General features: G+C 62.3%; 8 protein-coding genes. 1 reads left to right on the top strand and 7 read right to left on the bottom strand.

Annotated features, from left to right (window positions below; all coding sequences use genetic code 11):
- Positions 1-142: 142 nt before the first annotated feature.
- A complete protein-coding gene (locus tag KAK07_RS23730; RefSeq protein ID WP_210857223.1) occupies positions 143-331 on the bottom strand; it encodes a hypothetical protein in 189 nt (62 codons plus the stop codon).
- A 96-nt stretch (positions 332-427) separates the two neighbouring features.
- Here KAK07_RS23730 and KAK07_RS23735 point away from each other — a divergent pair, with 96 nt between their 5' ends.
- Positions 428-631 (top strand): integrase core domain-containing protein, encoded by a 204-nt coding sequence (locus KAK07_RS23735; RefSeq protein ID WP_210857224.1) that lies wholly within the window; start codon positions 428-430, stop codon positions 629-631.
- 174 nt (positions 632-805) lie between these two features.
- Here the strand turns inward: KAK07_RS23735 and KAK07_RS23740 are convergent, their stop codons facing one another.
- Genes KAK07_RS23740 through KAK07_RS23765 form a run of 6 tightly spaced genes read right to left on the bottom strand, consistent with a single transcriptional unit; the run spans position 806 to position 13,983 of the window.
- Positions 806-988: an MbtH family protein gene (locus tag KAK07_RS23740; RefSeq protein ID WP_210857225.1), complete on the bottom strand. Its 183-nt coding sequence runs from the start codon at positions 986-988 to the stop codon at positions 806-808.
- A gap of 19 nt (positions 989-1,007) precedes the next feature.
- Entirely contained in the window at positions 1,008-4,235 is a 3,228-nt protein-coding gene (locus tag KAK07_RS23745; protein ID WP_210857226.1) for a non-ribosomal peptide synthetase, read from the bottom strand.
- 10 nt (positions 4,236-4,245) lie between these two features.
- The gene (locus KAK07_RS23750; protein WP_210857227.1) at positions 4,246-5,553 is read right to left on the bottom strand and encodes an MFS transporter; all 1,308 of its coding nucleotides are present in this window, start codon (positions 5,551-5,553) and stop codon (positions 4,246-4,248) included.
- The gene (locus KAK07_RS25935; protein ID WP_210857228.1) at positions 5,550-6,353 is read right to left on the bottom strand and encodes a 4'-phosphopantetheinyl transferase family protein; all 804 of its coding nucleotides are present in this window, start codon (positions 6,351-6,353) and stop codon (positions 5,550-5,552) included. Before KAK07_RS25935 ends, KAK07_RS23750 begins: the two co-directional genes overlap by 4 nt.
- Complete coding sequence (locus KAK07_RS23760) at positions 6,350-8,887, bottom strand: lantibiotic dehydratase (RefSeq protein WP_210857229.1); 2,538 nt, start codon at positions 8,885-8,887, stop codon at positions 6,350-6,352. The genes KAK07_RS25935 and KAK07_RS23760 overlap by 4 nt, the downstream gene beginning before the upstream one ends.
- Positions 8,888-8,940: 53 nt before the next feature.
- A complete protein-coding gene (locus tag KAK07_RS23765) occupies positions 8,941-13,983 on the bottom strand; it encodes a non-ribosomal peptide synthetase (RefSeq protein WP_210857230.1) in 5,043 nt (1,680 codons plus the stop codon).
- Positions 13,984-14,038: the final 55 nt, after the last annotated feature.

Raw genomic sequence — 14,038 nt, forward strand, 5'->3', positions numbered from 1 at the left:
CGCTGCTCGGCACCTGACTCCCACGGAAATCCATTAACCTTCAACCCAGGACCCCTACCGAATCACTGGTACGGCCGAAGGGGGCAGGTCAGAGTATACGACGACTAGTTGAATGAATTAATGATCGGCTTTAGGTATTTAGTCAGCCCTGGAATTCACGCGCAGCCTGCATGAAGAAATCAGAACCGGCGACTTTCTTGGCCGACCTCTTCCAAGAGTCGGCACGGCGCGAATTGCGAGAGGACTGGAGGATTTTTTGATTCGGTTTGAACTTGACGCAGTTCGAGTTGTTGTCTGCCGGCTGCATACGTGTGGAGAACGATTGGAGCATCGGCTGATGAGCAACGTGATGTATCGACCCAGTAGAACCTGCTCAGCTCAAGCCGCTTTTGCATAAGCCTCATCCCGCCCTGCCCAGACGCGACACATGTCCGTGGCCCAGCGCTCGTTGGGCGCCTGGGCCACTGAAGGCAGTACCGACAATGAACGGCGAAAAATCCACGAATGGGGCCACGACTACAACGAGCACCGGCCCCACAGCTCCCTCGGTCACCTGACCCAGCGGGAGTTCATCGAACAAGGTCAGGACAACCCGTCACCGGTGGGCCGACTCCTGTTCAAACCTGTCTGAATCTAGTCCGACCTCAGTCCTCGACCATCTCTAGTCGCCTCAGAAACGTCAATCGGGCGTGCTTATTGGCGTTCATCCGGACTCAAGCTTTAGTTTGACAGGGCGTTTGGCGATTCCCAGTCTCTCAAAACCACCCCGGGTGAACACCCGCAACAACCTATTGAAGCTTCACACCTAACCCTTGCGCAAGCTGGCCGGGGTCATGTCAGTCCAGTGCCTGTTGATGTAGTCGAGGCAGTCCTCTTTGTTGTTTGGTTCGGTCTGGACCGCCCAGCCAGCGGGCACGGCGCGATCAGCCGGCCACAACGAATACTGTTCTTCCGAGTTCATCACTACCACGTACTTGTCGGCTTCCATTTGGTTACTCCTCGATTACCTACTGCAGTGAAGATGATTGTCTGTCGGCTGTGCGCATCGCGTCGTGCCTACGCGCTTGGCGGGTGATGGTAGGAACTTCCGGAGGGGATATGGCCCCCGTCGCTTGGTCAATGCTAGCCGCCAGCGCCGCAATCGTAGGGTGGTCGAACAGGCGGCGCAGCCCGATGTCGCCATACCCTTTTTCGGCGAGCCTACTGGCAATCTGAGTTGCTAGCAGCGAGTGGCCACCGAGGGCAAAGAAGTTATCGTGCACGCCGACGCGCTCGACACCAAGCACTTCGATCCATATTCCTGCCAACATTTCTTCGCTGGTGTTACGCGGCGCGACATAGCCCGTTCCGAGCGAATCACGCGACAACTCGGGTGCCGGCAAGGAATTGCGGTCGACCTTGCCGCTTGAGTTTAGCGGTAAGCTGTTCAGGAACACCCAGCCTGACGGGATCATATACTCGGGCAAGAAAGCCGAAAGCTGGGTACGCAAATCAACGATATCAAGCATTCCGGAAAGAGGTACGACATACGCTACCAGTCGCTTGTCTCCAAGCTCGTCCTCGCGAGCGGTCACAACGGCATCACCAATTCCAGCGCAGTCCAGCAGCGCAGCCTCAACTTCTCCCACTTCAATTCGGAAGCCACGGATCTTGACCTGCTGATCGATTCGGCCGAGAAACTCGATATTGCCGTCGGGCAGATAGCGCGCCAAGTCCCCGGTCTTGTACATTCGGCTACCAGGCTCATCGAAGGGATTGGGAATGAACTTCACCGCTGTCGGCACTGGACAGTTCAGGTAGCCGCGAGCCAATCCAGCGCCAGCGATATGCAGTTCTCCGGTCACGCCAATGGGGACCGGTTGTAGATTGCCATCAAGAATGTAAATCTTCCGTTGCGCTGTCGGGCGCCCGATTGGTATGAGTGGGCCGGACGGCATATGCAACGGCCTAAGCATGTACTGAGTCGCGGTCACGATCGCTTCGGTCGGCCCATAGGCATTTATAACCCTCATCGGGAGGGTAATTCCCCGGCAGGCCTGGGCCCGAACAGCCTCCCCGCCGACAATCAATGTGTCTAGCGGCAGTGACTCCAGGTCGGCAAGATTTTTCCGGGCATACTCATGCCAATAGGCTGCCGGGATGTCGGCCACACCGATCGACTGCCTGCGAACCTGAACAAGCAGTTCCTGCGGACTCCAAATCTCGCGGCCCCGCAGTATGACTGTGGCTCCGCATACCAGTGGTGAAAACAACTGCTCGACAGAGACGTCAAAGTTGATTGATGCCAACTGCAAGCATCGCGTCCCGGGCTTCAAACGGTATGCTTTGCTTCGCTCCAGCAAGTGACAAGCGGCGGCACCATGCTCAACCAGGACTCCCTTTGGCTTTCCTGTTGAGCCCGACGTGTAGATGCAGTACGCCAAATTCAGCGAAGACGTTAAGGTCTGTGGGTTGAGGTGTACATGACTGCCGATATCGGACCAGTCTGAATCAAGGCAAACGATCTCGTAGCTTGAACGTGGCAGGCGAGCCTTGAGGGATGACTGCGTGAGCACAATTTGCGCTCCAGTGTCCTGGAGTATGTAGGCTACGCGTTCTTCCGGATAGTCGGCATCGAGCGGTACGTATGCTCCGCCGGCCTTAAGAATACTAAGCAGCCCGATGACCATGTCTAGGCCGCGCTCCAAGCAGATCCCCACGAGTGTGTCGGGTTTGACTCCCTGGCACCTGAGGTGGTGCGCCAGCTGGTTGGCTTTGGCATTGAGCTGCGAGTAGCTCAGCTGCTTATCATCCATTGCCACGGCTGTTGCATCTGGTGAGCGCTCAACCTGCTCTTCAAACAGCTGATGGATGCATTTGTCTCTCGGGAAGTCAATCCGAGTGTCATTCCACCCCAGCAGGATCTGGTTCTGCTCCGGCTCAGTCAGCAGCCGCAGAGCAGCTACAGGACTGTCAGGTGCGGCGGCCGCCAACTCTTCGACCAACACGGCGTATGAACGCGCCATGGCCTGAACAAGCCAAGCATCAAGATGCCCGCGGTCGTACAACAGCCAACCGCGCAAGCCACATGAGTCCTCCCGAATATCCAACGTAAGCTCGTTCTTTACGAATTTGGGAACGCATTCGACAGGGGGGAGGCTTTGGTCAGCAAGACACAGAGGGGGTACCGGCTTTGCCTCATAACCAAAGCCAAGTTGCACCAGGGGCCCTTGGATGCTGTGGCCGGCTCGTTTCATCCCTCTGGCAACAAGAGGGAAGGGCAACGCGGCGCTCTCCATGAGGTCGAACAACTGGTCCTGCACGCCAGCCAGCAGACCGCGAACCGTGTCGCCGGTATCGATGCGGGCCCGGACAATGCCAAGGTTGGTCAGGTAGCCGATTGCGGAAACAGCCTCTGGTGACTGGCGATTACTCACAGGCATGCTGATCGCAAAATCGGCTTGGCCGGAGTAGCGGTGCACCAGCGCAGCGAAAGCCGCGAGGTGGTATGCGGTCGGCGTGATCCGGTGGCGCAGCGCGGCTGCGTTGATACGTTTGACGGCTTCGACGTCGAGGCTGAATTCCGCAACTCCCGAAATCGCGCTCCCCGTCTCCTGGTGGCGTGACTCACTGAGTAGCGGCAGTGCGACACGCGAGGGGATACCGGCAAGCCGACTGAGCGTTGCCTGAAGTGCAGCGTGTCCGGCCTGCGATTCGCAATAGCGGGCCTCCTCGCGTGCCAACTCAGAGGCGATCAGCGGCTGGGTCAGCCACGCGGGTTCGCGATGTTCGGCCAGCGCTTTGGACACGGCTGCAAGTTCGTCCAAAAAGACCTCAGCTGACGCGCCGTCGAACACGATGTGCGGGAAGCTCAGCACGACGCCGCCGTCGGTTCCAACGATTGGCTGCGCAACCAATGCGCGCAACAGCGGCGGTACCGCGAGGTCAAAGGGGCGCTCGGTCTCAGCAAGCGCCAGATCGCGCAATGGCGCGTGTACGAGAGTCACCGGTACGGCATGCAGGTCATCTGCGTCTTGGATGCTCAAGCTTGGCACGCCGGCTTGGGCGGTGATCGCCGAGCGCAGCGACTCATGACGGCGGCACAACACAAGCAGCGCACGCTCCAACAGCGCCGTGTCGACCGCCTGAGCGCTTGCAAAGGCAAATACCATGTTGTAGGCCGCGCTAGTGGCTGCATCGCTTTGGCACAGGTACCAGAGGCCCTGCTGGGCGATAGTGAGTTTGGACTTGTTCATAGGTACAAGCTCACGATGCGGTTGCATCGGCGACCTTCAGGGGACTCTCCGAAACGCGCAGTCCGCCTTGCCACCACAGCCCTGCGGTGCAGAAGGCGATCAGCAGCCCGCACGCCGAGATTAAGGAGCCTAAGGCACCGGTGAGCCCTGCCCCCCAGGTGGCTCCCAATGGCGCTAGGGTTTGAGTGATTGGGCCAAAGACGGTATTTGCGAGCGGAATAGAGCTCAGGGTCGCTAGCGGCGTCAGACCATACGCGACGACGGTGCGCACGGCGAAAACCTTGCCTTGCGTAGCGATAGGCACATTGGATTGCCAGATTGTCTGGCTGCACGCTGAGATCAGTGAGGTCGCCGCCCCGATAAGCAGGACGAGTACACACAATAGACGCGTGTCTCGCGCGATGCCCCATGCGAACATGCATATCGCGAGGAAGAACGCGGCGACAAGTACGGCATTGGCATGATCCATGGCGACCCGGCGCCTGACTAAATAGGCACCCACCGTGAAAGCGCCGGCACCTTCAAATGCCAAGGTGAATCCAAGATTGCGGTTGTCACTGAACGATAGGAGGTAGGGCGTGATGGTGACCACAAAAATTGTCAGGCCGATGTTGATCAACATGAAGAACAGCAACAGTCGACGCAAACCCGGACGGGCGAAGACCCAGCGGAACCCATAGGTCATCTCACCCCAAAATCCGGTCGAGTCTCCGCGCGCGGCTTTGTCAGCGGGACGGGAGGACGGGCGGATGGCCAGGATCCCTGCGATGCCGATAATGTAGGACAGGATGTCGAGTGCAAGCATCCCGTTGAGGCCGAGCAGTGTCAGGCCAAAGGCGCCCAGCAGTGGACCCAACACAACGTTGATACCGCGAAACACCTGCTGTAGGCCGTTGACTCTCGCCAAGTCCTCTCTTGGCACCAGTTCAGAAATCGTTGGGCTGAGGGCGGACCAGCGTAGCTCGGACGTCAGGCTTAGCAACATCATTGCCACCGCCACAAGGACAACGCTGAGTTCACCCGTGATGGATGCAAGCCAGATGACGCAGATCATCGCCAAGGACATAACGTCGGCGATCAGCAGCAGGCGTTTCTTGTCGCATCGATCTGTGATGAGCCCCGCGAATGGGGCGAAGAGGATCTCGGGCAGCGCGGCCAGTGTGCTGAGCACAGCAAAGATCGGGAACGACCCGGTTTGACGGAAGATCCAGACGTTCAGCCCAAACGATGTCAGGGTCGACCCAAGCGTACTGATGCCGCGTGTAGCGACCAAGACCCACGCTGATCGTGGGACGGCCGATGTGGGGCCTTCGGTCATGGTGTTAGAGGGCGGGGAGGAAGGGGAAGACCATGCCGGAGCATGACCACTGTATGAACTGCGCGTTCGATCGTCGTGATCTTGGCTTCGATCGGCTCGGACCACTCCGGGCCAAGGGCACCGGCGCAAAGCCAGGCGATCGCGTGGCCTGGCCGTGCCTCAATCGACAGAACCTCAACCTCGTCGAAATCGACGAAACGACGGACATGGCGGTGGATCGCCTTGTAAAGCGATTCTTTGGCAGAGAACAGAGCAGTGGCCCGCCATTGGTCGTCGCAGCCGTCGAACAACTGTTGGCGTTCGCGATCCGTGCAGCACAAGGCCTGAATGACAGCGAATCCAGCGTGATCGACGATTAGCTCCGAGTCGATCCCAATGCCGGCGCACACACTAGCTGGCGCGGCGACTGCGTAGGCCATCTCACTAGTGTGGGAGATCGACCCGACACTGCCGTCTGGCCAGACTGGCTCACCCGTATCGCCTCGCAACACAGGCCAGCCAATCCCAAACTGGGCGAGTGCCCGCCCAGCACAAAGCCGACCGGCTAGAAAGGAAGCCCGTCGACTAGGCACGGACAGCCTCAGCTCCGCCGGAAGTAGGCTATGCAACGCGTCCGCCAGGGTGCTGCAGACCGAAATCGGGATCGCCGCGCCGAAGCACGACGCTGGCAAAGCATGGGGCACGCGCTGACATGCCAAATCCAGTTCCGCAAGGCAAGAGGCGGTAGCCGCCAAGCTCGAGCCGCCCGCAGAGCCCGCTCCCCCGCTGGGCAAGAGGTGGAAGCGATTATCTTCTGTCATGCCCGATCATCCTGATGCACCGCCACCACGCGAAACTCGCTCGTGTACGGTTCGCCTTGGGTGTCTTGCAGCCACAGTGCATTCATGCCGGGCAGCATCTCCGAAAACACGAGGCATGCGTCGGCGCATGCACTACTGTCCAAAGCGACGCGCACCTGTTTGATGAGCAGCCGCACGAGCGCGGGGCTGCAGAAGTCCAGGTAGAAGGGCTTGACCTCGCAGGGCGACTTCACGAAGACCTGCTCCGGCAGCCGGTTCTGCGATTTCCAACGGCGCATGAACCGGAAAGCCTCTGCGTCACCGCCCTGGCAAGCGCCCGCCAGCTGCCGACACTCGACGCGCCAGCATTCGCGCTGCACGACCAAGTCGCCAATGGCAATCCGCGGCACGTGGGGACTTGGACTGAACATCCGGAACTGGTTTACCGCCAGCGTCGACATCGACTCACCGAATGCGTCGAGAATGTCGGCACAAAACCGGCCGTCATGGGTCCGCGCTACCAATTCGCCGTCCACGCGCTCGACGATCAGCTCGCCTACGGCAATGGCCGACGCAGGATCCAGCGGACAAGCGTCGTGAGAAAAGCAGATCTCCCGGTCGACGCCCGGTTCGGCTACGACCTGAACCCGCACCGGTTGGCCTGAGCCTACGCGCGAGAACAGGGGAAGTGCACGCGGCATGCCAAGATCGGCGCGCAAGGCTGCCAACAGCGACGATGGATCCGGATGCTGCTGACAGGCTGAGTGGTTGATAAGAGTGTTGACCCCCATGTGGAGTTCGCCGAGCACGAAGGACAGTTCGCCACGCCTGGCCGCCATTGAATCCGTTGCAGCGACCAGGATGTCCGGGCTCTGGTGGCACGCACTGCGCCAGCCACAGTCAGAGGCAATGAAGTTCTGCTCGACAGCGGCTTGCACGCGAGAGACTGGGAACACGAGCTGTCGGTCGCCGTCGGCATAAGGAAGGATGGATGCCCAGCGCGCGGCTAGCTCCTGCTGCAGCGACGATGTGTCAAGGGCTTGCCCCTGAAACAAGTCCTGAACGAGATACCAGAATCTGACGAGAGGCACAGCCTCGACGCCGCCACAACGGTCGAAGGCATCATGCATCGCCGCGCGTGCCAGCTTCGCGAGCTGATGGCAGTACCAGCGCGCGCTACTGAGCACTAAGTCCAGCGGCGCTTGCAGCTTCGCGCGTGCGTCGATGCCGAGACTGATACTGAGGTTGCGCCGGCAATCCTCGTAGACAATCGTACGGGCTCCATAGGTCTCCCCGGGCGCTCGCACCGCGGCAACGCCAGTCACTCGCTCGAAGGCCGAATTCAAGGCAGCCACGGCATCGGCAACCGCATCTGCGTCTCCAGCCGCTGCCGCCAGCGCCGTACGTCCTTGCTCTAGCGTGTCAAGTCCAGCGAGGGCTTCTTGCTTTAGATATTCGTTGTCGATTGCCTCCAGTTGGCGCCGCAGCGGCTGCTCTGGTCGAGGTTCGCCCACAGGGACCTGGAACTCCCAGACGATCCGGCGCGAGCCGGCCAGCGCCTCCAGGGTCGCGAAGACCTCCGATTCTTGTTCGAAGGGCCCGAACGGGTTGGCGCACAGGGCAGCAGCGATGTCGCTCGCGAGCGCGACGCCGTCGCAGCAGGCCACGACGGATGCAGACCGCTCGTCTAGCTCAACGGCGTGACCGTGCGGCATTTGAAGACGAGCACCATCCCATCTCAACTGCGGTGCTAAGCGAGGTGTCTGCCAATGGCGATAGCGCAAATCTGCGGACAAACGTTCTGCATAAGCGCGAATCGCCCAGTCTTCGAAATACACATGCCGCGCCTGGAGGAAAGAAGGCCCCAGGGCGCAGCTGATGTGGCCCGGCGATTCAGCGAAGAGTGCCCACGCCTCGGGCCCGAAGAAGCCAATCGTGTCATTCTTGATTGAATATCGCTGCGCATAAGCGGTGACCAGCGTCTCGGCCTGGCGCAACTTCGCCGAATCATCGACCACATCGACCAGCAGTCGGTCGACGCATTGGTGCAGCGCCTTCAGGTTTTGCCATGCCACGGCTTCCCGAAAGCGCTCCTGACGGGCAATCGTTGCGGCCCATTCGCGCGATCGCCGGGCTGCTTGCACATGGACATGTTCGTATCGTGCGCGAGCTGCTCTCAAGAGGTCCTCGGCCTCGATCATCGCCTCGGCCATGACGGTGCTTAGGTGAGGTAGCAGCGGTGTATTGTGGCCTGTGCGGTAAGCCTGTCGCAGGCCCCGCTGCAGGTCGCGCAGCTGCGCGGCATCCTGTGCTGGCGCGCCTGCGTTCAGACCCGGAGCCCGTATGCGCTCGCGCAAGGCTTCGGTCCGGCTTCTGAGCGCCTTGAGCGCGGCTTTGCGCAGAATGGCAACGCGCGTTTCGACCCCGTTGACTTCGTCTGCCGTCCGCGCCGCGTCCGCAGAAGCGAAACCGGCGATCAGCGAAGCAGAGAAACCAGCGCTGCGAAACTCGATGTCGCGCCAGTATGACCAGCCCTGCGGACTGGCCGGGGTCAAGTGGGCTGGGATCGCGATGGCGCGATGTACTACCGGCCCGGTAGATGCCCGCCTCATACCAACGTCACCCCAATGTCTTCTATATGGAGCGCAATGGCGCGTGGGGTGGCCAGCCGATAGAGGTCGCGCACCTTCAGTTGCACGCCCAGTCGGCTTTTGCAGGCCGCGACCAGGCGCAGCAGCTGCACCGAATGCATGCCATTGCGCAGCAGGTCATCGTCTGGTTCGATTGCGATAGAAGGCATCAGCTCACGCAGAATCTCGATGACCTCCGGCAGCGTCGGGCACTCAGCGTCGACCGCCGGGCACTCGATGCTCGCCCGGTCGGCACTCGAGGGCTCTGGCGGCGGCAACTGCAAACGGTCGACCTTGCCGTTGCGGCTGAGCGGCAGGTGCTGCAGGAAGACCCAGGCACCCGGAAGCATGTATTCCGGCAAGCGCTGCGCGAGCTGCGCACGGACGGCGTCGAGGTCCAACGCCGCGCCATCAGCGGTGACCAGATAGCCCACGAGCTGGAGGTCACCCGAGCCGCCCGGGTGAGCCGAGATCGCCGCCCCGCGTACGCCCGGCAGACCGACCAGGACGGCCTCAACTTCGCCGGGCTCGACCCGGAAGCCGCGGATCTTGACCTGGCTGTCCGTTCTTCCAAGGAACTCGATGTTGCCGTCGGGCCGGTAGAAGCCCTGGTCGCCGGTCCTGTACAGACGCTCGCCAGGCGCACCATAAGGATCGGGGACGAACTTCTCTGCGGTGAGGCCGGGCAGATTCAGGTAGCCGCGAGCGACCCCAGCGCCGCCGATGCAGATCTCGCCCGGAACGCCGAATGCCGTCGGCTCGAGGTTGGCGTCGAGCACGTACACGCGCACATTCGAAATCGAGCGGCCCAGCGGCACACTTGTGCCCGACGGCGGACGGTCGGTCGGGTCAACGCGGCCGCGCGTGGCAATGATGGTGGCTTCAGTCGGGCCGTAGGTGTTGAACAGCGTGAAGTCCGGATGGCGGGTCAAGCGCTGCCAGCGCTCGACATGCTCCCATTTCGCGGCCTCGCCGCCGATCACGGTGATCCGGACCGAATGCGGGATCCGGCTTCGGTCATCGGCATGCGTCACCAGGGCGGCCCAGAACGCCGTCGGCAGATCCAGCACTGTGAGTTCTTCCGCGGCCATCCACGCGAGGAACTCTTCGTCGGGCGCCCGCAGTTCCGGCGGCGCGATGACGAGCGTCGCGCCGACAAGCAGCGTGGGCACGATCTCCTCCAGCGATGCGTCGAAGCCGCATGAGCAGATCTGCAGAACGCGGTCTGAAGCAGTCAGCGCGCACGCTGTGCAATGCGACCACGCATGGTTCACGAGCGATCGGTTCGAGACGCCAACGCCCTTAGGGCGCCCGGTCGATCCGGACGTGAAGATGCAATAGGCCAGATGGCCAGGCCGGGAAACGTTCAGCGGGCGCTCGGACGACTGGCCAGAAAGATTGTCATCACCCCCGTCCAGCACGATGACGCGTGCGGCCGAAGAACGCAGCGCCGGCGCGTGCCGCGCCGTCGTCAATAGGACCGGCGCACCTGTATCGGCAAGCACACCGTCGCGCCGCTCGGCCGGATAGCCCGGATCCAGCGGCACGTAGACGCCACCTGCCTTGAGAATGCCCAGCAGTGCGACGATCAATTCGACGCCGCGCTCGACGCAGGCGACGACGGCGACTTCCGGCCCCACGCCGCACGAACGGAGGCAGTGCGCCAAGCGATTAGCACGCCGCTCCAGCTCGCCGTAGCTGACCCGGTGCGCTCCGGCCACGACCGCTGTCGCGCCGGGATGGGCATCCGCCTGCAGCTCGAACAGCTCGTGGACACACCGGTCCAGGTCCCAACCCTCGGATGTGTCGACGAAGTCTCTCAACAGCAGCCGGCGTTCGCTGGACGGAAGGACTGAGAGGTCCTGCAGACAGCGGCGGCTATCGGCCGAGATGGCGTGCAGCAGCGTCACGTAGTGGTCGAGCAACCGCTCAACGCTCGCTTCGTCGAGGCAGTCGGTGCTGTATTCGAACAGCAGCTCCAGACCCTCGCCCTTGCCAGGATTGCCGGCAATCACCACCACATCCAGGTCGAACTTGGCCGATCCGATGGCGATCGCTTCGTCGACGTCAACGACCAACTCGCCAAAGCGGGGTTGGGCTTCGAGGGAATCGTGGAACGAGAAGCCCACGTTGAACGGCGGTTCCCCTTGCAAAGTGGCCGACAGGTTCAACGCCTTGACGATCTCGCCGAGTGGCACCCGGCTGTGCGTCAACGCGAAGTCGATGGCGGCCGACGTAGCGTGTGCGAATGCCTCGAAGGGCATCCTCGGCGCGCAATCGAACGGCAACGGCAGCATGTTTACGAACATGCCGGTGGTCCACTGGTGCTTTGCCGCAGTGCGGTTGGCCAATGCCGTCCCGATGACAAAGCGTTGCTCGTTGCTGTGGCGCCCACAAAGCAGCCCGAAGGCGGAGAACATCAGCGCGAAACGCGTTACCCCCAGACTGGCCGCGACTGTATCGACCGCGCGCACGAGTTCAGCCGCGAGAGGCCTGCGCGCCTGGGCACCGATGCCCTGGCGCCGGGGAGGCCGCGGGCGGTTCGAGAACAGGCGAACCTGGGGGTCAGACGACGCTAGCGCCCCGCGCCAGGCCGAAAGTTGCGCGCGAAACTCGGCAGACTGCAGCCATGCACGCTCTTCGCAGCAGTAGTCGCCGTACTGCGCTTCGATCTGCGGCAGTCCCGCTGCGGAACCCGTCGTGGCGGCGCTGTACAGCGTCGACAGGTCACGCACCAGGATCCGGAAGGATTGCCCGTCGTGCAAGAAGTGGTGTTCGGATTGCAACAGGACGTGCTCGTCCTGCGCCATTCGCAGCAGCAGCCAGCGTGCCAGCGGTGCTTGTGAAATGTCGAACCGGTGCGCGAGTTCGGCGGCGATATGGGCTTGCAGCGCAGGCTCGCGTTTACCCAGCGGAAGCGCGGACAAGTCGACCACCGGCAGCGGGACCTCGAGGCGCTGTGACACTTGGCGAAAGAGTTCACCGTCGTGCTGGATGAACGCGGTGCGCAAGATCTCATGGCGGTCGACCAATTGGACGAGCGCGGTTTGCAGCGCCGGCACGTCCAGCGCTCCCCGAAAATTGAAGCGCGCGTGGAAGCGATAGGCGCGCCAGCCCTCACCAAGCTGCTCGAGAAACCAGACCTGATGCTGAGCCTGCGAGGCGCAAGGTGTGCTACCGGCGGAGTCCGCGGCGAACGCGTCCTGCCCGTGTGGATCAAGCACGGCGATGCAAGCCTGGGCGAATTCGGAGAGGGTCATATTGCCCAGAGGCGCTGGCACCCGATGTCCGCCGAAGAGCTTGCGGCCCGCCCGGAAGCTGAGGTCGATCGCCTGAATCGAGTTGCCGCCCAAGGTCGCGAACTGGTCGAGCCTGCCGACGCGGTCCAGACGGAGCACCTCCGCCCAGAGTTCGGCCAAGCGAGTCTCTAGGCCCGGCTTGGGTGCGACGTACGCGGTGGCGATCCCGTCGCGTCCCGATCCAGGCGGCGGCAGCGAGCGTCGGTCGATTTTCCCGCTTGGGCCATGCGGCATCGCATCGAGGACGGTCCAGGCGGATGGGATCATGTAGTGCGGCAGCTTGTGAGCCAGCCCGTCGCGCAGTCCTTCGACGGTCAGGCGCCGGCCCGGCGCCGCGGTCAGGTAGCACACTAGCCGCCTTTCGCCCGGAACGCGTTCCCATGCAACGACCACGGCTTCATGGACACCGGGCTCGCGGGCGACCACTGCTTCGATTTCACCGAGTTCGACACGGTGTCCGTTGATCTTGACTTGGTGGTCGATTCGGCCCGCAAACGTGATGCGACCGTCAGCGAGCCGCGCGCCGAGGTCGCCCGACCTGTACATTCGACTGCCCGGGGGGCCGTACGGATTGGGGATGAACTTTTCGGCGGTGAGATCCGGACAATTTAGATACCCCCGCGCCAAGCCTGAGCCGGCGATATGGATCTCGCCCACCTCGCCGGGTTGCACCGGCTCCAACTGCTCGTCGAGGATGTGGATCCAGGTCTCGTTGATCGGGTTTCCGAGCGGGACAGCGCTCGCGGCCTCCTGCGACGACACAGTGCCGCAGATGGCAAAGGTGGTCGTCTCTGTGGGCCCGTACCCGTTGACGAGCCGGCAGCCCGGCAGGGCCTTCAGCGCGCGTGCGACGGCACTGGGCATCAGCACGTCGCCGCCGGCAAGAAGCTGACGCAAGCTCGACATGCCCTCGAAATGGCCTGCACCGATGCGATGGAACAATGGCGCCGTCAGCCAGGCTGTGGTCACGCGGTGGAGCTCGATCGCGGCGGCGATCGTCTCCGGGTTCACCGGGCCGGGTTCGAGGATTGCTACGGTGCCCCCATTCAGCAAGGCACCCCACAGTTCGAAGGTGGATGCATCGAACGCCAATGGCGCGGCGTGAAGCAGGACTTCCTTCGCGTCCAGATGCACGTAGTCCGGCTCGCAAACCAGCCGCAGCACACCTGCGTGCGGAGTGAGAATGCCCTTGGGAGCGCCGGTGGACCCCGAGCTGAACATGCAGTACGCCACGTCGCCGGGCGCGGACTGGCCCACCGGATCGCGAGGGCTCTGCGTCGCGAGGTCCGGCACGATGTCGTCAAGGCACACGGACCGCGCTTGAATACCGTGGGGCAGGCGCGCGATTCGATGTCCGTCCGTCACGAGGACGCGTGCCTCCGTTTCGCGCAGCTGGTGTGCCAGACGTTCCGAAGGGCAGTCTGCCTCGATGGGCACGTAGCCGCATCCCGCCTTCAGAATGCCAAGCAGGGCTTCGATCGCAGCGCTGCTGCGCGGCAGCCAGACACCCACCAGCGAACCTCGCGTCATGCCGAGGCCGCGCAGGTAGTGGGCCAACTGATTGGCCTTACGGTTCAGTTGACCGTAGGTCGTGTGTGCAGCTCCGCAGACAAGCGCGACAGCATCCGGCGACGTTCGCGCGTGGTGCTCGAACCGCTCTTGTATCGAATTCGAATCGCGGACCGCGCATCGCGCCGGCGCGTCAGTATGAGCTGGGTCCATCGTCAGAGAAAATCGGCGATGTGGGGAGGTGGGATCAGGAAGAGCTTCGCTAACT

Origin of the sequence: Ideonella alba (genome assembly GCF_018069875.1) — a bacterium.
GTDB classification, from domain to species: Bacteria; Pseudomonadota; Gammaproteobacteria; order Burkholderiales; family Burkholderiaceae_C; genus Ideonella; species Ideonella alba.

Bases quoted from the DNA above. Each gene is read 5' to 3' on its own strand.
- KAK07_RS23730 (WP_210857223.1), bottom strand. From the start codon at position 331: ATGCTCCAATCGTTCTCCACACGTATGCAGCCGGCAGACAACAACTCG.
- KAK07_RS23735 (WP_210857224.1), top strand. From the start codon at position 428: ATGTCCGTGGCCCAGCGCTCGTTGGGCGCCTGGGCCACTGAAGGCAGT.
- KAK07_RS23740 (WP_210857225.1), bottom strand. From the start codon at position 988: ATGGAAGCCGACAAGTACGTGGTAGTGATGAACTCGGAAGAACAGTAT.
- KAK07_RS23745 (WP_210857226.1), bottom strand. From the start codon at position 4,235: ATGAACAAGTCCAAACTCACTATCGCCCAGCAGGGCCTCTGGTACCTG.
- KAK07_RS23750 (WP_210857227.1), bottom strand. From the start codon at position 5,553: ATGACCGAAGGCCCCACATCGGCCGTCCCACGATCAGCGTGGGTCTTG.
- KAK07_RS25935 (WP_210857228.1), bottom strand. From the start codon at position 6,353: ATGACAGAAGATAATCGCTTCCACCTCTTGCCCAGCGGGGGAGCGGGC.
- KAK07_RS23765 (WP_210857230.1), bottom strand. From the start codon at position 13,983: ATGGACCCAGCTCATACTGACGCGCCGGCGCGATGCGCGGTCCGCGAT.